The organism is Mycobacterium sp. RTGN5, assembly GCF_033804465.1.
Taxonomy (GTDB): domain Bacteria; phylum Actinomycetota; class Actinomycetes; order Mycobacteriales; family Mycobacteriaceae; genus Mycobacterium.
Map to the genome: position 1 here is coordinate 2,221,951 of NZ_JAPZLA010000001.1, position 19,342 is coordinate 2,241,292.

Here is a 19,342-nt window from a genome sequence, read left to right on the forward strand (position 1 = left end):
AATCTGGTGGATGACGTCGCCGCTACGGCCTCGTCCAATGGTTGACTTTCCGTCGAATCATCTCGAACCGGCGCTATCGAGAGGGGCACCCGTGACGCCTGATGGTGTGGGCCGCCGCCGGCCTGGTCTATTGGCGCAGGCCGAGCTGGAGAGCATGGTGGCCGCGGGTGAGATCGACACCGTGATCGTGGCCTTCACCGACATGCAGGGCCGGTTGACCGGCAAGCGGATCTCGGCCGAGCTGTTCGTCGACGATGTCGCCGCCCACGGCGCCGAGTGCTGCAACTACCTGCTCGCGGTAGACGTCGACAACAACACCGTCGACGGCTACGCGATCTCGAGCTGGGAAACCGGCTACGGCGACATGGTGATGACCCCGGACTTCAGCACACTGCGGCGCATTCCGTGGCTGCCGGCCACCGCGCTGGTGATGGCCGACCTTTCCTGGACCGATGGCAGGCCGGTAAGCCAGGCGCCGCGCAGCATTCTGCGCAAGCAGCTCGACCGGCTCGCCGAGCGCGATATGACTGCCGTCGCCGCGACCGAACTCGAGTTCATTGCGTTCGACACGCCCTACCGTGACGCGTGGAAGTCCGGCTACCGCAACCTGACTCCAGCCACCGACTACAACATCGACTACGCGATGCTGGCCTCGACTCGGATGGAGCCGCTGTTGCGCGACATCCGCCTCGGGATGGCCGGTGCAGGCATGTACTGCGAGGGCGTCAAAGGCGAATGCAACCTGGGCCAGCAGGAGATCGGGTTCCGGTACGCCGAGGCGCTGGTCACCTGCGACAACCACACCATCTACAAAAACGGTGCCAAGGAGATTGCCGACAAGCACGGTAAGAGCCTGACGTTCATGGCGAAATTCGATGAGCGCGAAGGGAACAGCTGCCACATCCACATCTCCTTCCGCTCGACGGAGGGTTCGGCCGTATTTGCTGATGACTCCGACGAATTTGGGATGTCGGCGATGTTCCGCAGCTTCATCGCCGGTCAGATCGCGACGCTGCGCGAGTTGACGCTGTTCTATGCGCCGAACATCAACTCCTACAAGCGGTTTGTCGAGGGCAGCTTCGCTCCGACCGCGATCGCGTGGGGCATGGACAACCGCACCTGCGCGTTGCGGGTGGTCGGACACGGGTCTGGGATGCGGATGGAGTGTCGTGCACCCGGCGGTGACGTCAACCAGTACCTGGCAGTGGCCGCGCTGATCGCCGGTGGTCTCTACGGCATCGACAACGGGTTGGAGCTGCCGGACGCCGTCGTGGGCAATGCCTACACCAGTGACGCCGAGCGGCTGCCGACCACACTGGCCGAGGCCGCCGCGTTGTTCGAGGGCTCGACGGTGGCACGCGAGGCGTTCGGCGACGAGGTCGTCGAGCACTACCTCAACAACGCCCGGGTCGAGCTGGCCGCCTTCAATTCGACGGTCACCGACTGGGAGAGGGTGCGCGGTTTTGAGCGGCTCTAGATCTAGACCAGTCGTCGGGCTGACCACCTACCTGCAGCAGGCCAAATCGGGTATCTGGGACAAAAACGCAGCGTTCCTGCCGGGTATCTACCTCGAAGGCGTAGGGCTGGCCGGTGGGATTGCCACGCTGCTGCCTCCGCAGCCGGTGGACGCCGATATCGCAAACCAGATCCTCGACGGGATCGACGGCCTGATCGTCACCGGTGGCAGGGACGTCGACCCGGCCGCCTACCGTCACGACCCGCACCCCACCACCGACGAGCCGGATCGCGGCCGCGATGCCTGGGAGTTCGCCCTGGTGTCCGCCGCGCTGCGCCGCCATCTGCCGGTGCTCGGTATCTGCCGTGGCGCGCAGGTGCTCAATGTCGCGCTGGGCGGCACTCTGCACCAGCACCTGCCCGACGTCGTGGGGCACACCCGTCATCAGCAGGGCAACGCGGTGTTCAGCACGTCCTCGATTCGTACGGTGGCCGGTAGCAGGCTGGCGGGATTGGTGGGGGAGACCACGAATGCCCAGTGCTACCACCACCAGGCGATCGATCGCCTCGGTGACGGTTTGATGATCAGCGCATTGGACGACGATGGTGTGATCGAGGGTGTCGAAATACCCGGCGACGACTTCGTTCTGGCGGTGCAGTGGCATCCCGAGGAGACATTGGACGACCTTCGGTTGTTCGCCGGCCTGGTCGAGGCGGCGCGTGTCTACACGACAGAGAGGGCACGAGCTTGAGTACGACGGAACTGGTCAACCCGGCCACCGAACAGGCGTTGCGAACGGTCGAACTGACCGATACCGCCGGCGTCGACGACGCCGTCGCGCGTGCCAAGGTGGCCCAAAAGGCTTGGGCTGCGGCGGCTCCCGCCGAGCGTGCGGCGATGTTGCGGGCATTCGCTGCCGAGGTTGACGCCCACGTCGGGGAGTTGGCCGCACTCGAGGTCGCCAACTCCGGGCATCCGATCGGCGCCGCCGAGTGGGAAGCCGGCCACGTGCGCGACGTGCTGCAGTTCTACTCGGCGACCCCGGAACGGTTGTCGGGCAAGCAGATTCCGGTGGCCGGCGGATTGGACGTCACGTTCAACGAGCCGATGGGCGTGATCGGGGTGATCACACCGTGGAACTTCCCGATGCCGATCGCGGTGTGGGGCTTCGCTCCCGCGCTGGCCGCGGGCAACGCGGTGCTGCTCAAACCGGCCGAATGGACCCCGCTGACCTCCATTCGGCTCGGCGAGCTCGCACTGGAGGCCGGCCTGCCCGAGGGGCTGTTCCAGGTGCTGCCCGGCCGGGGTTCGGTGGTCGGCGAGCGCTTCGTCAGCCACCCCGATGTCCGCAAGATCGTGTTCACCGGCTCGACCGAGGTCGGCACCAAGGTGATGGCCGGGGCCGCCGCCCAAGTGAAGCGAGTGACGCTGGAGCTGGGCGGCAAGAGCGCCAATATCGTCTTCGACGACTGCGACCTCGAGCGGGCGGCCGCCACCGCGCCTTCCGGGGTGTTCGACAACGCGGGGCAGGACTGCTGCGCGCGTAGCCGGATCCTGGTGCAGCGCAGCGTGTTCGACAAGTTCATGGAGCTGCTCGAGCCGGCGGTCAAGGGCCTCGTCGTCGGTGACCCCGCCGCTCGCGAGACCGAGATGGGTCCGCTGGTGTCCCGCAAGCATTTCGACTCGGTGGCCGCCTACGTACCTGATGACGCACCCGTCGCCTTTCGCGGTTCGGCGCCCAGCGGGCCCGGATTCTGGTTCCCGCCCACGGTGCTCACCCCGCAGCGCACCGACCGGACCGTCACCGAGGAGATCTTCGGCCCGGTCGTCACGGTGCTGCCCTTCGAAGACGAGGCGGATGCCATCGCGCTGGCCAACGACACGGAATACGGTCTGTCCGGGTCGATCTGGACCGACAACCTATCGCGGGCGGTACGGGTGTCGCGTGCGGTCGAGGCTGGCAACCTGAGCGTGAACTCGCATTCGTCGGTGCGGTACAACACCCCGTTCGGCGGATTCAAGCAATCCGGGCTGGGTCGCGAGCTCGGACCCGACGCCCCGTTGGCCTTCACCGAGACCAAGAACGTCTTTTTCGCAGTAGAGGAGAGCTAGATGGATCTGTCCCAGCGACTCAAGGACAAAGTTGCCGTCGTCACCGGCGGGGCGAGCGGTATCGGACTGGCGGCGGCCAAGCGGATGCGGGCCGAAGGGGCGATCGTCGTCATCGGGGACGTCGACCCGAGCACCGGCAAGTCCGTCGCCAATGACCTGAACGTTCAGTTCGTCCAGGTGGACGTCTCGGATCAGGTCGCGGTGGATAACTTGTTCGACACCGCTTTTGAAACCCACGGCGGGGTCGACATCGCGTTCAACAACGCGGGTATCAGCCCGCCCGATGATGACCTCATCGAGAACACCGGAATCGACGCCTGGGACCGGGTGCAGGACGTCAACCTCAAGTCGGTCTTCTTCTGCTGCAAGGCCGCGCTGCGGCACATGGTGCCCGCGCAAAAAGGCTCGATCATCAACACCGCCTCGTTCGTCGCGGTGATGGGGTCGGCGACGAGCCAGATCTCCTACACCGCGTCCAAGGGGGGCGTGCTGGCCATGTCGCGCGAACTCGGAGTTCAGTACGCGCGACAGGGAATTCGGGTCAACGCGCTGTGCCCCGGCCCGGTGAACACCCCGCTGCTGCAGGAGCTGTTCGCCAAGGATCCCGAGCGGGCCGCGCGCCGGCTGGTGCACGTGCCGATGGGGCGGTTCGCCGAACCGGAGGAACTGGCCGCCGCGGTGGCGTTTTTGGCCAGTGACGACTCGTCGTTCATCACCGGGTCGACCTTCCTGGTCGACGGCGGGATCAGCGGCCACTACGTGACACCGCTGTAGAGGTTCTGATGGCAGCCCCTCCGGATCCGCGGCAGGCCTCCGAGGCACTGCTGCATCCGGTGCGCCTCGGCAACGCCTTCGAGGACACCGTTGGCCGGCTGCTTCAGACCATCAAGCTCGGCGTGCTGACACCGGGTGACTCGCTGCCGCCCGAACGCGAACTCGCGGTCCGGCTCGGTGTCAGCCGCGACACCGTGCGGGAGGCGATCAAGTCGCTGGCCGACGCTGGCTACCTGGTCTCGCGGCGCGGCCGCTACGGCGGCACGTTCCTGGCCGAGTCACTGCCCGCGCCGACCGAAGGGGTGGTTCGGTTCAGCCGGGCCGATATCGACGACGCACTGCGGCTGCGGGAGATCCTGGAAGTCGGTGCGGCCCGGCTGGCTGCCACCCGCACGCTGACCGCCGCCGAACGGGAAGGGCTGTGGTCCCGGATGACCGACGTACGGTGCTCGTGCGCCGACGACTATCGGCGGCTGGACTCGCGACTGCACCTGGCGATCGCCGAGGCGGCCGGATCTCCATCGCTGGTGCCATTGGTGGCCGAAAACCGGATGCGGCTGAACGCCCTGCTCGACCAGATTCCGTTGCTGCGCCGCAACATTGCGCACTCCGACGAACAGCACGAGGCGATCATCATCGCCATTCTGGCCGGTGACCCCGACGCGGCGGGCACTGCGATGCAGGCCCACGTTGCCGGTTCCGCCGCCCTGCTGCACGGCTTCTTGGACTGACGAGGAGTAGCACTGGCCATCTTGGGATGCGATCATGCCCGGTGTGGCCACCGAGAAGTTACAGACCATCGCTTACCCCGCAGCAGGCGCCCGTGCGAACCGTCGTGACGCCGAGAGCCTCGAACCCCACGTCATCGTGCTCTTCGGGGCGACCGGCGATCTCGCCAAGCGCAAGCTGCTGCCCGGCATGGCCTATCTGGTGCAGTCGGCGCTCGCTCCCGAGATCCGGGTGGTCGGCACCTCGCTCGAGGAGCTCACCGACGACGAGTTCCGCGCAATCACCCGCAAGGCCGTCGAAGACTTCGGCACCCACAAACTGACCGACGAACAGTGGGCCAACTTCGCCAGCCGAGTCACCTACGTCGCGCAGGGTGCCGGCCCGGCCGCGCTGGCCGCCGCGGTGGCCGACGCCGAAGCCGAACTCGGCCCGGACGTGCACAGGCTGCACTACCTTTCGGTGCCGCCCAAAGCCGCCAAGGCGGTCATCACCATGCTCAAAGAGGCCAACCTCGTCGAGCGGTCACGAGTGGTGATGGAGAAGCCCTTCGGTACCGACCTCGCCAGCGCGATCGAGCTGAACGACTTCGTGCACCAGACATTTCGTGAGCGACAGATCTTCCGGATCGACCACTTCCTCGGCAAGGAGGCCGCCCAGAACATTCTGGCGTTCCGGTTCGCCAACGGGCTCTTCGAGCCGATCTGGAACCGCAACTTCATCGATCACATTCAGATCGACATCCCCGAGACCCTCGGCCTTGACCAGCGCGCGAATTTCTACGAGAGCACCGGCGCGTACAAGGACATGGTCGTCACCCACCTGCTGCAGGTGATGGCCTTCGTGGTGATGGAGCCGCCGACGGCGCTGGAGCCGCGCGCGATCAGCGAGGAGAAGAACAAGGTCTTCCGGTCCATGCTGCCGATCCACTGCGCCGATGTGGTCCGCGGCCAGTACACCGGCTATCGCCAAGAGGCCGGGGTCGCAAAGGATTCCGACACCGAGACGTTCATCGCCCTGAAGGTCGGTATCGACAACTGGCGCTGGGCCGGGGTGCCGATCTACCTGCGGACCGGTAAGAAGATGGCAGAGGGTCAGCGGATCATTTCGATCGCGTTCAAGGAGGCGCCGCGAAGCATGTTCCCCGCCGGCTCCGGGGTCGGCTCGCAGGGACCCGATCACCTCACCTTCGACCTGGCCGACAGTTCCAAGGTGTCGCTCTCGTTCTATGGCAAGCGCCCCGGCCCGGGCATGAAACTCGACAAGCTCTCCATGCAGTTCTCCACCCAGGAGACCGATTCCGAGGGCGACGTGCTGGAGGCTTACGAGCGGCTCATCCTGGACGCGATGCGCGGTGACCACACCCTGTTCACCACAGCCGAAGGCATCGAGTCACTCTGGGACCGCTCGGCGCCACTCCTCGAGGACCCACCGCCGGTCAAGAGCTACCCGGTCGGAACCTGGGGCCCCAACGCGATCCATCAGCTCATCGCCCCGAATGCGTGGCGGCTTCCCTTCGAACGGGCTTGGCGGGAGAAGAAGAAGCCCGAGAGCTGATCAACCCACGTCGTCGTCGCGGCGGGCGGCACTGATCAGGTCCTCGCGGGCTCGTGCCACGCGGGAGCGGATCGTGCCGACCGGGCATCCGCACACCTCGGCGGCCTCGGCGTAGGACAGCCCGAGTACCTGGGTCAGCATCAGCGCGTCACGACGGTCGCTGTCCAGGCCGTCGAGCAGCATCCTGATCTCGACGATGTCTTCGAACCGCGCGGCGCTGGGTCGGGTGTCGAGCAGCTGATCCAGGTCGATCGCGGAGGCGGTGCGCGGCCGGGCCTGATTGCGGCGGATCTGGTCGACCACGACCCGGCGGGCAATTGACATCAGCCAGGTGCGCGCCGACGAACGGCCGGAGAACCGGGGCAGTGCGCCCAGTGCGCGGAGAAAGGTTTCCTGGGTGAGGTCGTCGGCGTGACCGGGATCGCCCAGGAACGCGACCGTGCGCCAGACATCACGCTGAGTGGCTCTGATGAACGCCTCGAGCGCGGCCGAATCGCCCCGCCCGGCGGCCAGGGCGAGCAGGGTCACCTGGTCGTCGTCGCGTTCGCCCACGCTCAGTGAGAGTAGGGGATCACCGATCCGGCACATCCGCAGGCCTCGGCCGAAGCGTATTTTGGGTGGCCGGGAACCCGACGGCCCCGGCGGCCGACTATCTCTCGGGCATCAATCTGGAGGAGGGCGATGACGGCATCTGTCGTGGGCGGTCCAGCCGTCACGCACCGCGTCGAACTCGATGTCGCGGGAATGTCCTGCGCGGCGTGTGCTGCCCGGGTCGAGACCAAACTCAACAAGCTCGACGGCGTCCGTGCCTCGGTCAACTTCGCCACCCGCGTCGCCAGTGTCGACGCCCCCGAAGCCATGCCCGCCGAGGACCTGTGTGCGGTGATCCGCAAGGCCGGCTACGACGCCGCCCCGCGCTCGGCCTCGCCGGCCGAGCAGGTGGATCCTGACGACCGGTTGGCCCGCAGCCTGTTGCTGCGGCTAGCGATCGCCGCGGTGTTGTTCGTGCCGTTGGCCGACCTGTCGGTGATGTTCGCCGTCGTCCCCAGCACCCGGTTCACCGGCTGGGAATGGGTGCTGACCGTGCTGGCCGCACCGATCGTCACCTGGGCGGCATGGCCGTTCCATCGGGTGACCCTGCGCAACGCCCGCCATGGCACCGCCTCGATGGAGACACTGATCTCGGTCGGCGTCACCGCGGCCACCCTGTGGTCGCTGCACACGATCTTCTTCGGACACCACACCCGGACGACGTACGGCATCTGGCAGGCGTTGCTGGGCAGCGACGCGATTTATCTCGAAGTCGCCGCAGGCGTCACGGTGTTCATACTGGCCGGCCGCTATTTCGAGGCCAGGGCGAAGTCGCGCGCGGGCAGTGCGCTCCGGGCGCTGGCGGCGCTGAGCGCCAAGAACGTGTCGGTGCTGCTGCCCGACGGCAGCGAGATGGTGCTGCCGGCCGAGGAACTCGCCGAACAGCAGCGGTTCGTCGTGCGGCCGGGCGAGACCATCGCCGCCGACGGCCTGGTCGTCGAGGGCAGCGCGGCTATCGACGTGAGTGCGATGACCGGCGAAGCCAAGCCGTCGCGCGCCCATCCAGGCGGGCCCGTGATCGGCGGGACGGTGGTACTCGACGGCCGGCTCATCGTCGAGGCCGCCGCGGTCGGTGCCGATACCCAGTTCGCAGGAATGGTGCGCCTGGTCGAAGAGGCGCAAGCACAGAAGGCCGACGCCCAACGGCTGGCCGACCGGATCGCCGGGGTCTTCGTGCCCGCGGTGTTCCTGATCGCGGCGATCACCGCGGCCGGGTGGCTGCTGGCCGGCGCGGATGCCGACCGGGCTTTCTCCGCGGCGCTGGCCGTACTGGTGATCGCCTGCCCCTGTGCACTGGGACTGGCCACCCCGACGGCGATGATGGTGGCCTCCGGGCGCGGGGCGCAGCTCGGTATCTTCCTGAAGGGTTACCGTGCGCTGGAAGCCATCCGGGCGGTGGACACGGTGGTGTTCGACAAGACCGGCACCCTGACGACGGGGCACCTCGCGGTCACCGAGGTGACCGCCGCCGATGGCTGGCAGCCTGCCGAGGTCCTCGCCCTGGCCGCGGCCGTCGAGGTGGCTTCCGAACACGCGGTCGGCGTCGCCATCGCGACCGCGACCGACGAGCGCCGCCCGGTGGCGGACTTCCGCGCTCATGCCGGGCGTGGGGTCACCGGAACGGTGTCCGGGCAGCGGGTGGTCGTCGGGCGCCCGTCGTGGGCGGCCGAGCAGGCCGCGGTGGCCGAGCATCTGCAGTCGGCCCGGCGCACTGGTGAATCCCGCGGTGAGACAGTTGTTTTCGTCGCAGTTGACGGTCAGGTGTGCGGGGTGGTCGCGGTCGCGGATGCGGTCAAAGACTCGGCGGCCGATGCTGTGGCGGCCCTGCACCGCAGGGGTCTGCGGACCGTGTTGCTCACCGGCGACAACGCGGCGGCCGCGGGCGCGGTGGCCGCCCAGGTGGGTATCGACGAGGTGATCGCCGAGGTGCTTCCCGAAGGCAAGGTCGACGTGATCGAGCAGCTGCGCGAGCAGGGCCGGGTGGTTGCCATGGTCGGCGACGGCATCAACGACGGCCCCGCACTGGCGTCGGCGGATCTCGGCCTGGCCATCGGGCGCGGCACCGATGTGGCGATCGGCGCCGCCGACATCATCCTGGTGCGCGACGATCTCGACATCGTGCCGCAGGCACTCGACTTGGCCAAAGCCACGATGCGCACGATCCGGACCAATCTGTTTTGGGCGTTCGGCTACAACGTGGCGGCCATCCCCATTGCGGCGGCCGGACTGCTCAATCCGCTCATCGCCGGTGCGGCGATGGCGTTCTCCTCGTTCTTCGTCGTCTCGAACAGCCTGCGGCTGCGCAACTTTGACGCCCGCTAGTCACCGAAAGGCAGATCACGTGTCACAGCAGACCTTTATGGTCACCGGCCTGCATTGCCAGAGCTGCGTTCGGGTGGTCAGCGGTGCGCTGACGGAGCTGCCCGGGGTCGGCGCGGTCGAGGTCGATCTCGACGCCGACGGCGCGTCGACCGTGCGGGTCGACACCGCCGCCGAACTCAGCGTTGAGCAGGTCCGGGCTGCGCTCGCGGACGAGGGTGATTACGTCGTCGTGAGCTGATTGCCGTTAGCGCGATTATGCCTAGCTGATTCGCGTCAGCTTGAACGGAACCGAGATCACCAAGGGTTTGTTGATACCGCATCCGCCGCCAGGGCCTTGGGTGATGTCGCGGCCCGCGAAGACGTCGGACTGGGTGTCGTCCACCAGCCCGGTGATGCCCGCCACCGGATAGAACCGGTAGAGCTGGTTGCCGGCGACTGTCGTGCCGTCGGGGCAGGTTTCCCAGTCGGCCACGGTGCGTTTGACGTGCCATTCGCCTGCGGCTTGGTTGTTGATCGGCGCGGTCCAGCCTTGGTCGCTGTGGACCTCGCCGCTGCAGAGTCCGTCGGCGCAGGTGGTGGTGATGGTCCAGGTGGCGACAACCGTTGTTTCGTTGCGGTATTGGTCGTTCGTTTGTGCCCAGTCCCCGTTGGATTGGGCCCGGAAGGTGCCGTTGAGTGCCCCGGCGGGGGAGCCGTTTGCGTGCGGGGCGATAGCGCCATAGCCGACGAGGGCAGCGGTGAGGAAGACGGCGCAGGGTAGTGCGCACCGTGGTGACATGCGTTTCTCCCTGTCAGTCGGGAATGAGCGGACCGATCGGTGCCGTGGTGGTGGCGTGGACGAGAAGCCCGGCGAGTGCCGCCGGCTGACTGAGGAAGGGCGAATGCGAGGTGTCGATGGTCAGCTGTTCGACGCCAAGGCGGTGGGCGACCGTATCGGCGAGCCACCTCGGCATGGACTGATCCTGTTCGCACACAATGAAACTGCGTGGCAGGTCCGCCTCCCAGAAGTACGGCACATGCACCGGTGCGATGGTGGTTTCCCCGAACCGTTCGGGCCCCAGCCGCTCGAAAGCCCAGCGGGCTGTCACCTCGTCGCAGTCGTGGTAGAAGTACTTCCAGGCATGCTCGAATTCCGCGAAGGTCATGGCGCCGTCGTCGCCGAAGTGGAGGTAGCTCAACATCTCTCCGACATCACCGTTGAGCTCACCGTCTTCGGCGTTGCCCATGGTCATTGCCTCGGTGTAGCTGCGGCCCTCGCGGGGCAAGGCGGCGGCCAGGTAGACGATGTGGCGGATGTAGTCCGGGTGGGCGTCGGCGCCAAGGGTGGCGTCGAATCCGCCACCGGAGTGTCCGACGAGCACATCGCCGGGCCGCAAAACGCTGGCGACGGCATCCCGCCGGTTGGCCAGCGTCGACTCTTCGTCGAGCCGGCTGCCGTGGCCGGGGAGGTCGATGGCGATAGCGGTGTGGCCGAGCTTCGTTAACTCGGTGATGGTCGGTGAGAAGCACCATGCGGCGTGAAAGCCGCCGTGCACGAATACGAATCGCATTGTTGGACCCTTCCTCGAGGTTTCGCTGTAGAGATGATTGAGGCAATGTTCATTGAACGGGCAGCAGGTCTTTCCAACTGCTGGGTGTAGCACCGGGGTTGGTGAGCCGCTGCCACGTCCCGTCGGGGGTGCGGTAGCTTCCGGTATCGGGGTTGTACGCAGCGATTGCCACCGAAGGTGAATGGTCGGCCGGGTTGTAGGCACTTGGCGCGGCATTCGGTGGTGGCGGTGGTGTGCCTTCGAGCGGCCCGAAGATGTGGTCGTCACTGTTGACTCGATCGTCGGGTGGAACACCTTGAGCGATCAGGTTGGGGTCGATCGGGTTGGGACCCAGGGCATGTTCACGCATGGCCAGCGGAACGTAGGGTTTGTCGCTATCGCAGATCTCGACGGTGGGTGCGCGTTTGCCGGGGTGACCCATGCAGGGATAGTTGCGGGCTCCGCGTACCGACAGCGGTGAGTCCTGCGGCAGTTTGCAGTAGAGGCCGCTGGGGGTGTCGATTGTCGTGGTATCGGCGGGGTTTCGCCACTGGGACGGTGGCAGGAATCCGACGGTGCATGCCGGGGGATCGTTGAGGGTGATGGAAAACTCGCCCGACGGAAGGCCGGTCGGGTTGTTCTTCGCGAGGCCATAGGATTGCTGGGCGGCGCTGTAGGGCGGAAGGAGCACCAGCAGCTGCTCCAGCGACGGGTTGTAGGTCACGCCCACCTGGGCGATGGTGGTCAAGTTGGCCAACAGAATCGGCAACGTGGGTTTGACTTCGCTCAGCAGTCGGGATAATTCGTCGGCGAAGCCGGGCCCCTTCTGCAGGATTGACCGGATCTGCGGGTCGTTGGTCGCGAGTTGCTCGGTGAACCCGGCGAGGCTGCGCGACCAGATACGGATGGCGTCGCCGGTTTGGGCTTGGGTGGCCAGTAGCGGGCCTGCATCGTCGGCCAGTCCGCGGATCTGCCGGCGCGCACCGTTGAGGTCACGGCCCAAGCTTGCCGATGCGTCGATGAGCGAACTCAGGTCGTCACCGGCGCCGTTGAAGGCATTGAACGACTCATCGAGGACGTGGCCCAGTTGGCCCTGGGGAATGCTGTCAACCAGGGAGCCGACCTGGTCGAGCATCGGCCCGACGGCTTGCGGAATCGTGGTGTCCTGCAGGGCAATTATCGACCCGTCGTGTAGATAGGGCGGGGCGTCGGTGCGCGGCTGTAGTTCGACGAACTGTTCACCGACGGCCGACATCGACCGCACCTGGGCTTGCAGGTCGGCGGGCACCCTCGGCGAGTCAGCCAGCGACAGCGTCGCCTGAGCGCGGTGGGGTCCCACGATCGTGACGTCGGTGACCTTGCCGATCTCGGCGCCGCGGTACGTCACGTTGGCGAACCGGTAGAGACCACCGGAGCCGGGCAGTTCCATCGTGACGGTGATACGGCCGATGCCGAGCAGGGTGGGAATCTGCAGGTAGCCGAACAGCATTGCGCTGATGCCGACGATGGTGGCGATGGTGAAGATGATCAGCTGGATGCGGACGAATCGGGTCAGCACTCTAGCCACCGCCCTGCGCAGGTGGCGGCGCCAGCGGTGCGTTCAGGGGATCGTAGGTGTACTGCAATTGCCAGGGATCGCCGGGCGCGGGCACCAGAGTTGCGCCTTCTTGGCCCCACCGGGTACCCAGGAACAATGTGCGTTTCAATCGGGGGATGGTCAGGTCGACGACCGCGAAGACGTTGAAGTAGTCGCCGCGGACGGCGCGGTCGATAATGTTTTGGCCGAATGGGAAGGTCGTGGCGTAGGCCAGTGCGGTGTCGAGTTCGGGCCCGATGTCGGCCAGCGCCTGCAGCGTTGGTTGCAGATGGGTGAGGTTCTCGACGAGATCGTGCTGGGTGTCGTCGACGAGCTGGGTCGCGGTATCACTGAGGACTCGCAACTTGTCGAGTGCGGTGGTGAACCGCGGGCGCTCGCGGATGAGGACGTCGAGCGCTGGTGGGATGGCCTTCAGAGCATGAGTGATCGCATCCCGCTGGCTGGCGAAGGTGTTGGCCAGCCGGTCGAGGGAGCGGATACTGGCGATGAGGGTGTCGCGTTGAGCGTCAAGGGTTCCCACGGCGGTATCCAGACGGGTGATGAGGTCACGCACCTGGTCCTGGCGGCCGGCCAGCGCACCGTTGAAACTGTGGATGATGTCGCCGATCTGGCCAAGCCCACCCCGGGTGACGATTGCCGACAGCGCGGCCAGGGTTTGCTCGGTCGATGGATAGGAGAACGTGTCGGCCAACGCAATCGTGGCGCCCGGCGGGAGTTGGCCGTGAGGTGCCTGCCCGGGCGGCGGGTCGAGAGCGACGTGCATCGAACCGAGCAGACTGGTCTGCCCGACGTTGGCGACCGCGTTGGCGGGCACCACGACGTCGGGCTTGATCGCGATCTCCACGTCGGCGTGCCAATTGGTGAATCGCATCGACCCGACACTGCCGACGACGACATCATCGATCAGCACTGGCGAATTCGATTCCAAAGTACCGACATTGGCGATCTCAACGTGGTAGATGTGCGCGCCCGGACCGCGACCGACGGCACCCGGTAGCGGCAACGAGTTCACGCCCGTGAAAGAGCAACCCGACACGGTCAGTGCCAGGCACGAGCCGATGATGGCGAGCCGGCGCGTCGTTGGCTGTCTACTGGCGCGGGTCACGGCGTCGGCTCCTGCCCCGTTTGCGGCACGTTCTGCACGGTGGGGATCGGTGCTCCAGGAAGCAGCGCGGGGGACGGATAGGCAGGCAGGTTCGAACCCGCCAGCGGCACACCGGAATTCCCGAATCCGGGCGGCGGGGTGACGTCGCCGGCGCCGGTATAGGCCGATACCGCCGGGGGATTTTGGGGCGGCCCGGGTGGCGCGCCGCCGCCGCCAGGCGCCAGCGCGGGATCGGAGTAGACGAGGTTGGTGGGGCTCGGCGATTTTGCGAGGTAGGGGTTGATGGGAATAGGCAGGTAGTTGAAATTGAGCAGCCGCAACGCCGGGCCGAGGTATTGGGCGCAGAGTTTTGCTGTCTCCGGCGCCGTCGTGTTCTCGACGCCACCGATTGCGCCGCAGATGAATTCGGCGGGATTGGAGAAGTTGTTGAAGATGAATGCGCCGATTGGGCTGCCGGTGTCCGGGTTGTAGATGTTGTAGCCGTTGGAGAACGCGTTGGGTGCGACGTGCAGCACGTTCTCCAGGTCGATGCGGTGATCGGCGACGGTTTGGGTGACATTGGCCAGCCGCTGGATCTGCTCCGCGGTTTGGTCGCGGGTACCGGCGATGAACCGCCGTACGTCTTCGATTGCGCTGGACAGCGTGGTGAGCGCCGAATCCAGGTCTGACCGAGACCCGTCGAGCACACTCGTGAGTGCGGCGAAGCGGTTTTCGAACTGCACGATTTGGGTACCGGAGTCACGCAGTGCCGCGACAAACGTCGCCAGGTTCTTCAAGACGTCGACAAGGCTGCCGTTGCCACTGGCAAGGATCCGGCCCACCCCGGAGAGTTGTGCCAACGTCTGCCGCAGCTTGACGCCATTGCCGTCGAGCGCGTCCGCTGTGCTGTTGATGAACCGGGCGACTGAGGTGTCGGATGTGCCAGCCTTCGGTCCGAGTTCGGTGGCCAGCCGCATGAGCTGGGTCTTGACGTCGTCCCACTCGACGGGCACTGCGGTCCGGTCCAGGGGGATGACTGCTCCATCGGGCAGTGTCGGACCGGTTGTCTCGTAGGCCGGCGTGAGCTGGACGTAGCGGGCAGCAACCAGGTTCTGGGCGACGATGACGGCCTTCACGTCTGCGGGTAGGCGCACGGCACGGTCCACGTCGAGCGTGAGTTCGGCGCGCGTACCTTGCGGATCGACCGCGGCGATGGTGCCGACCTTGACCCCGGCGACGCGCACCTCGTCGCCCGGGTAAATGCCGATTGCGGTGGTGAACAATGCGCTGACGGTGCGGTGCCCGACGTATCTGTCGCGCACGATCAGGCCCGTAGCGGTTGCCGCCAACGCAACCAGAACGACAGCCAGGATTGCTGCGCTCCTGCCAGATCTCATCGCGACCCTCCGAGAATCCCGTTGTAGGGAAAGGGGAATTCGGCGCGGGGTCCCGCGTTGTCAGGTGGTTGTCCGGCGTCGACACCGCGCCGGAAACCGAACGCGTAGTCGAGGAACGGCTGTAGCGTCTGCCCTGGGATCAGATTGGGTACGTAGGCGTTGTAGTAGAAGCCACTCGACACCGTCTCGCCTTGGGTCACTTGGAATTTCGCTAAGCCGGGTAGTGCTTTGGCGATGTTGTCACGGTTCTTCTCCAACATCGCGGTGACCGTGTTGAGTTTCTCCAGGGTCGGTGCGAGCTGCTTCTCGTTGTCGGTGACCAACCCGGAGAGTTGTCGGCCCAGGACCGAGATGTTGGCGAGCAGTTCGGCGATGGCCTGCCGGCGATCGCTGAGCACACCGATCAGGTCGTTGGCGTTGAGTAACAGTGTGTTCAGCTGATCGCTGCGCTGCGCGAGGATGCCCGTCACGTTGCCGGCGCTAGACAGCAGCGTGCGCAGGTTGTCGTTGCGGTCGTTGATCGAGCGGGAGAGGCGGGTCAAGCCGTCGAAGGTCGGGCCGAGTTGCGGGGCGATCTGGTCGAGCACGGCAGACAGGGCATCGAGGGACTGGTTGAGCGAGGCGGTATCGGTGCCAGCGGTATTCGTGGTCAAGTCGCTGACCGCCTCGGTCAACGAGTACGGCGAGAAGGTGCGGTCGGCGGGGATGACGTCACCTGGATGCATGCGGGTCGCCCCAGCCGACTCCAGTGTCAGGACGCGTTGCCCTAACAGCGAGCCGGTGCGGATGTGTGCCGTCGTATCGGCTCCCAATCGGACCGACCCGTCGACGGTGAAGGTCACCACGGCTTTGCCGCGGTCGAGGACGACCGACGAAATGGAGCCGACCTTGATGCCGGTCTTGGTGACGTCGTTTCCGACCGTCAGGCCGCCGGCCTCGGTGAACAACGCTTGGTACTGAACTTTGGTGGCCCAGGTGGTGATTCGTTCCGGATTCAAGCCGATCATGATGGTCAGCAGAATCAAGGCGAAGCCGATGAAGCCGGCTCGAATGAGTTGAGTGCCGCGGTATTTGAGCATTAGGGTTCGGCACACCGTCCCTCGTCCTGCTTGAACCACGGGAACACGGCGGTGCGGCCCTGCAGGTCAGTGACCCGCAGCTGAATTCCGCAGATGTAGTAGTTCACGAAACTGCCGTATGCGCCCAACCGGATCAGCTTGCGGTAGTTCTCGGGTGCCTTCTGCAACGCGGTGTCCAGACGCCCCTTGTCGCTGTCGAGCAGCGGCGCAAGGCGGGCGAGCTGATCGACGGTTCCTTTCAGAGGAATTCGACTCTGGCCCAACAGGTCTGTCAGCGATGCGGTGCCGCGGTCGAGGGCATCGATGGCCTCGCCGATCGGCTGTCGCTGCGTCGACAACTCGGCGACAAGGCGCTCCAACCGATCCAGCGTCGCCGAGAACTGTCCGCTGTTTTGATCGAGGGTGCCTACCACGGTGTTCAGGTTGTCTATGACCTGGCCGATGATGGTCCCGTTGTCGGCCAACGCATTGGTGAACGATGAAGTCTTGGACAGCAGCGATGCCATGGTGTCGCCCTGGCCTTGGAAGATCTGGAGCAGCGAGGCAGTCAGCGCATTGATGTCCTGCGGATTCAGACCCTGGATGACGGGCTTGAGTCCGCCGAGCAGCAGGTCCAAGTCCAATGCCGGAGCGGTGCGCTCCAGGGGAATCTGCGATCCCGGCGGAAGCAGACGTGTCGAGCCAGGGCCATCGACAAGCTCGAGGTAGCGGTCGCCGACCAAGTTGAGGTAGCGCACCGCGGCGGCGGTTCCGGTCGTCAGCGCGACGGTGCGATCGGCATCGAACTCCACCAGGACTTTGTCCTCGCCCGATGCGACGACCGTGGTGACGGTGCCCACGCGGATGCCCGCGGCCCGCACCGCATCGCCGGATTTGAGCCGTGAGGCGTCGGCGAAGATTGCCGAGTAGCTGTTGGTCGCGCCGCTGCGGAATTGACCGAACGCCAGGAACAACAGTCCGGTGAACGTGATCATGACGATTGCGAATATGCCGAACTTGATGGAAATGGCGGTGATTCGACTCATCCGGGCTGTCCGAGCTGGAAGGAGTTTCGGGGTGGCCCGTCGATCGGGCCGAACAGCATCTGCTTCAGGCCGTCAGAGTTGAGCAGGATGCCTTGGTTGCCGTATTGGGCCGGGTTGGCGCCGACGTCGGTCACCAACAGTGGCGGTCGGCTGCCTGGCGTCACGTCCGGCAGGCCCATGCAGTGGGGGCCGCCGGTGGCGGCGACTTTGGGCAGGTTGGCGGGGTAACGGTAGCGTTCGGCGCCCAGCGTGAACCCGGCTGAGACCAGGATGCCGGGGAGCGGCAAGGGTGGTTGGTGCACGTAAGGGAGCATCCCGGCGATACCGCAATTGAGGGCCTGGTGATAGCGGTCGGCCAGTTCCGTCGTCGGCACGAGCAGGTGAAGAACATCGGTAAGTGCCTGGCGATTCCCACCGATGACGTCATTGCCGACATCGGCGAGCCCGATCGCGGCGATCAGCAGGGCGTCGAGCTGCTGCTGCTCCTCGGTCACCGTCTGCGCAATGCGGGTGGTGTTCACCACGCTGCGCAGAAGGTCGGGCGCCGCGTCGGCGTAGGTGTCGAGGACCGGCTGGCTCAGCTGCAGATCGCGGGTCACATTGGGCAGACTCGGTTCGATTTCGGCTAGGAATTCATCGAAATCCGACAACGCCGGGCCGAGCTGTTCGCCGCGCCCGCGCAGCGCGGCATCGATCGCGCCGAGAGTTTGATTGAGTTTGGTTGGATCGATTTTTGCCAGGATCTCGGTGAGTCGCTGGAAGACCGTGTTGATTTCGACAGTGACGCGTTGACCTTCCAGCACCTGATTGGGCCGGATCGACTGTGGCGACGGTTCGGTTGGGGCCGCCAACTGGACATACTTCGCGCCGAAGACGGTGGTGGCCGCGATGTCAACGGCGACATTGTCCGGTATCACGTGGATCGTGTCGGGATTGAGCGCCAGATGTATGGCTGCCTGCCCATTGGGCAGGTAGTCGATGGACGAGACCCGGCCGACTTCGACGCCAATCATCTTCACCTTGGCGCCCGGGTCCATGACGAGCCCGGCTCGTGGTGAAAGAACTGTCACGGCTACGGATTTGGTGAAGTCACCGTTGAACGATCCGGCGGCGCCGATGACGAGGGCAGCGATTGTCCCGACGGTGACCAACCCGGCCAACGGTCGCGAAAGCGATCGTTTCGTCAGCCCCGGCGCCACCATGGGCGCGACGCTATCAGAGTATCTACACATGTAGAAGCAGAATCTTCTACCGCCGTAGAACTCCGTGCTAGGTCAGGTCGGGAGACGCCCCCCTTAGGGATGCAATGCCCGCGACGAGCGCGTGCAGCAGTTCCCCGAGGTGTGCGGCACTTTCCACCGTGCGTTCGCCCAGTGCCAGGCGCACCATGACACCGTTGAGGAAGGTGGTGACCGCGTACGCCTGTTCCTCGATCAACTTTCGGTCGAGCTCCGCGTCGGGTTGGGCAAGCCTGACGGCTTCCTCGCTCAGGGCGATGAACGTGCCGATGGCGTCGGTGAATGCGCCCATGACCTCGGGGTCGCGTGAGGCGTGCAGCGATAGCTCGTACCGTGCACGCGAGCGGTTGAGCGCCGGGCCGCTCGCGGAGCGCATCGCCATCTCGGCCAGCAGTGACAGGGTGGAGACGGGTGGATCGGTGTCGGCGGCGTCCGTGGCAACCGAGATGAACTCGGTGCCGTCGAGCTCGGCAACACGTTCGGAGATGGCGCGCAACAATGCCGATCGGGTGGGAAAGTAGGACGACGTCGTGCCGTCGGGTAAGCCCGCTCGTTGCTCGACCTTGCGGTGCGTCAAGCCTCGAGCACCCTCTTCGGCGAGGACGTTGATGGCGGCGTCGCAGAGCTCCCGGCGGCGTTCCTCGGCATTGGGCTTTCGCTTCCCGGTGGCGAGTCGCGGATTGCAGGACAGCAGGGTCCGCGGACGACCGCGGTAGCCCGGATTCTCAACGCGCGAATCCAGTTCGACCAGTGTTCCGTCGTCGAGTAGCTCGGTGACGATGGCCGTGATCGACGAGCGGGCGAGATCGAGCCGGTCGGCCAAATCGGCCCTGGCCATGGGGCCGGTGGTCTGCA

17 protein-coding genes and 1 pseudogene are annotated in these 19,342 nt (G+C 65.9%); 8 read left to right on the plus strand and 10 right to left on the minus strand.

Annotated features, from left to right (window positions below; all coding sequences use genetic code 11):
- Nucleotides 1–154: 154 nt before the first annotated feature.
- The 6 genes from SLQ31_RS10830 to zwf are packed head-to-tail and all read left to right on the plus strand — an operon-like array spanning nt 155 to nt 6,625.
- A complete protein-coding gene (locus SLQ31_RS10830; protein ID WP_319433030.1) occupies nt 155–1,477 on the plus strand; it encodes a glutamine synthetase family protein in 1,323 nt (440 codons plus the stop codon).
- Entirely contained in the window at nt 1,464–2,207 is a 744-nt protein-coding gene (locus tag SLQ31_RS10835) for a gamma-glutamyl-gamma-aminobutyrate hydrolase family protein (RefSeq protein ID WP_319432170.1), read from the plus strand. Before SLQ31_RS10830 ends, SLQ31_RS10835 begins: the two co-directional genes overlap by 14 nt.
- A complete protein-coding gene (locus SLQ31_RS10840; RefSeq protein WP_319432172.1) occupies nt 2,204–3,568 on the plus strand; it encodes an aldehyde dehydrogenase family protein in 1,365 nt (454 codons plus the stop codon). The genes SLQ31_RS10835 and SLQ31_RS10840 overlap by 4 nt, the downstream gene beginning before the upstream one ends.
- Nucleotides 3,569–4,342, plus strand: coding sequence for a 3-oxoacyl-ACP reductase (locus SLQ31_RS10845; RefSeq protein WP_319432174.1), 774 nt, complete (start codon nt 3,569–3,571; stop codon nt 4,340–4,342).
- 8 nt (nt 4,343–4,350) lie between these two features.
- Nucleotides 4,351–5,073 carry a FadR/GntR family transcriptional regulator gene (locus SLQ31_RS10850; protein ID WP_319432175.1) on the plus strand — a complete coding sequence of 241 codons (723 nt, stop codon included), beginning with the start codon at nt 4,351–4,353 and terminating at the stop codon, nt 5,071–5,073.
- Between the two features lie 34 nt (nt 5,074–5,107).
- Nucleotides 5,108–6,625, plus strand: coding sequence for a glucose-6-phosphate dehydrogenase (gene zwf, locus SLQ31_RS10855; protein ID WP_319432177.1), 1,518 nt, complete (start codon nt 5,108–5,110; stop codon nt 6,623–6,625).
- On the opposite strand, the gene sigC is transcribed toward zwf, so the two are convergent.
- Entirely contained in the window at nt 6,626–7,213 is a 588-nt protein-coding gene (sigC, locus tag SLQ31_RS10860; RefSeq protein ID WP_319432179.1) for an RNA polymerase sigma factor SigC, read from the minus strand.
- A gap of 93 nt (nt 7,214–7,306) precedes the next feature.
- Between sigC and SLQ31_RS10865 the strand changes: the two genes are divergently transcribed.
- Both SLQ31_RS10865 and SLQ31_RS10870 read left to right on the plus strand, forming a co-directional pair.
- Complete coding sequence (locus SLQ31_RS10865; protein WP_319432181.1) at nt 7,307–9,538, plus strand: heavy metal translocating P-type ATPase; 2,232 nt, start codon at nt 7,307–7,309, stop codon at nt 9,536–9,538.
- A gap of 19 nt (nt 9,539–9,557) precedes the next feature.
- Nucleotides 9,558–9,776, plus strand: coding sequence for a heavy metal-associated domain-containing protein (locus tag SLQ31_RS10870; RefSeq protein WP_319432183.1), 219 nt, complete (start codon nt 9,558–9,560; stop codon nt 9,774–9,776).
- A gap of 21 nt (nt 9,777–9,797) precedes the next feature.
- On the opposite strand, the gene SLQ31_RS10875 is transcribed toward SLQ31_RS10870, so the two are convergent.
- From SLQ31_RS10875 to SLQ31_RS10915, 9 genes and pseudogenes are all read right to left on the minus strand, one after another.
- On the minus strand, nt 9,798–10,316 hold the full coding sequence (locus tag SLQ31_RS10875) for a hypothetical protein (RefSeq protein WP_319432185.1): 519 nt from the start codon (nt 10,314–10,316) through the stop codon (nt 9,798–9,800).
- Nucleotides 10,317–10,329: 13 nt separating this feature from the next.
- Nucleotides 10,330–11,088 carry an alpha/beta fold hydrolase gene (locus SLQ31_RS10880; RefSeq protein WP_319432186.1) on the minus strand — a complete coding sequence of 253 codons (759 nt, stop codon included), beginning with the start codon at nt 11,086–11,088 and terminating at the stop codon, nt 10,330–10,332.
- Nucleotides 11,089–11,137: 49 nt separating this feature from the next.
- Nucleotides 11,138–12,625 carry an MlaD family protein gene (locus tag SLQ31_RS10885; protein ID WP_319432187.1) on the minus strand — a complete coding sequence of 496 codons (1,488 nt, stop codon included), beginning with the start codon at nt 12,623–12,625 and terminating at the stop codon, nt 11,138–11,140.
- Between the two features lie 10 nt (nt 12,626–12,635).
- Nucleotides 12,636–13,727 (minus strand): annotated as a pseudogene (locus SLQ31_RS10890) (MCE family protein); the annotation flags it as partial.
- A gap of 38 nt (nt 13,728–13,765) precedes the next feature.
- Entirely contained in the window at nt 13,766–15,145 is a 1,380-nt protein-coding gene (locus SLQ31_RS10895; protein WP_319432188.1) for an MCE family protein, read from the minus strand.
- Entirely contained in the window at nt 15,142–16,224 is a 1,083-nt protein-coding gene (locus tag SLQ31_RS10900) for an MCE family protein (RefSeq protein WP_319433032.1), read from the minus strand. The genes SLQ31_RS10895 and SLQ31_RS10900 overlap by 4 nt, the downstream gene beginning before the upstream one ends.
- Nucleotides 16,224–17,249, minus strand: coding sequence for an MCE family protein (locus SLQ31_RS10905; protein WP_319432189.1), 1,026 nt, complete (start codon nt 17,247–17,249; stop codon nt 16,224–16,226). The genes SLQ31_RS10900 and SLQ31_RS10905 overlap by 1 nt, the downstream gene beginning before the upstream one ends.
- Nucleotides 17,246–18,451: an MCE family protein gene (locus SLQ31_RS10910; RefSeq protein WP_319432190.1), complete on the minus strand. Its 1,206-nt coding sequence runs from the start codon at nt 18,449–18,451 to the stop codon at nt 17,246–17,248. Before SLQ31_RS10910 ends, SLQ31_RS10905 begins: the two co-directional genes overlap by 4 nt.
- 67 nt (nt 18,452–18,518) lie before the next feature.
- On the minus strand, nt 18,519–19,325 hold the full coding sequence (locus SLQ31_RS10915) for a TetR/AcrR family transcriptional regulator (protein ID WP_319432191.1): 807 nt from the start codon (nt 19,323–19,325) through the stop codon (nt 18,519–18,521).
- Between the last annotated feature and the right edge of the window lie 17 nt (nt 19,326–19,342).

Coding starts and splice junctions, on each gene's coding strand:
- SLQ31_RS10875 (WP_319432185.1), bottom strand. CDS start 10,316: ATGTCACCACGGTGCGCACTACCCTGCGCCGTCTTCCTCACCGCTGCC.
- SLQ31_RS10850 (WP_319432175.1), top strand. CDS start 4,351: ATGGCAGCCCCTCCGGATCCGCGGCAGGCCTCCGAGGCACTGCTGCAT.
- zwf (WP_319432177.1), top strand. CDS start 5,108: ATGCCCGGTGTGGCCACCGAGAAGTTACAGACCATCGCTTACCCCGCA.
- SLQ31_RS10830 (WP_319433030.1), top strand. CDS start 155: ATGGTGGCCGCGGGTGAGATCGACACCGTGATCGTGGCCTTCACCGAC.
- SLQ31_RS10895 (WP_319432188.1), bottom strand. CDS start 15,145: ATGAGATCTGGCAGGAGCGCAGCAATCCTGGCTGTCGTTCTGGTTGCG.
- sigC (WP_319432179.1), bottom strand. CDS start 7,213: ATGTGCCGGATCGGTGATCCCCTACTCTCACTGAGCGTGGGCGAACGC.
- SLQ31_RS10900 (WP_319433032.1), bottom strand. CDS start 16,224: ATGCTCAAATACCGCGGCACTCAACTCATTCGAGCCGGCTTCATCGGC.
- SLQ31_RS10905 (WP_319432189.1), bottom strand. CDS start 17,249: ATGAGTCGAATCACCGCCATTTCCATCAAGTTCGGCATATTCGCAATC.
- SLQ31_RS10915 (WP_319432191.1), bottom strand. CDS start 19,325: ATGGCCAGGGCCGATTTGGCCGACCGGCTCGATCTCGCCCGCTCGTCG.
- SLQ31_RS10845 (WP_319432174.1), top strand. CDS start 3,569: ATGGATCTGTCCCAGCGACTCAAGGACAAAGTTGCCGTCGTCACCGGC.
- SLQ31_RS10880 (WP_319432186.1), bottom strand. CDS start 11,088: ATGCGATTCGTATTCGTGCACGGCGGCTTTCACGCCGCATGGTGCTTC.
- SLQ31_RS10910 (WP_319432190.1), bottom strand. CDS start 18,451: ATGGTGGCGCCGGGGCTGACGAAACGATCGCTTTCGCGACCGTTGGCC.
- SLQ31_RS10865 (WP_319432181.1), top strand. CDS start 7,307: ATGACGGCATCTGTCGTGGGCGGTCCAGCCGTCACGCACCGCGTCGAA.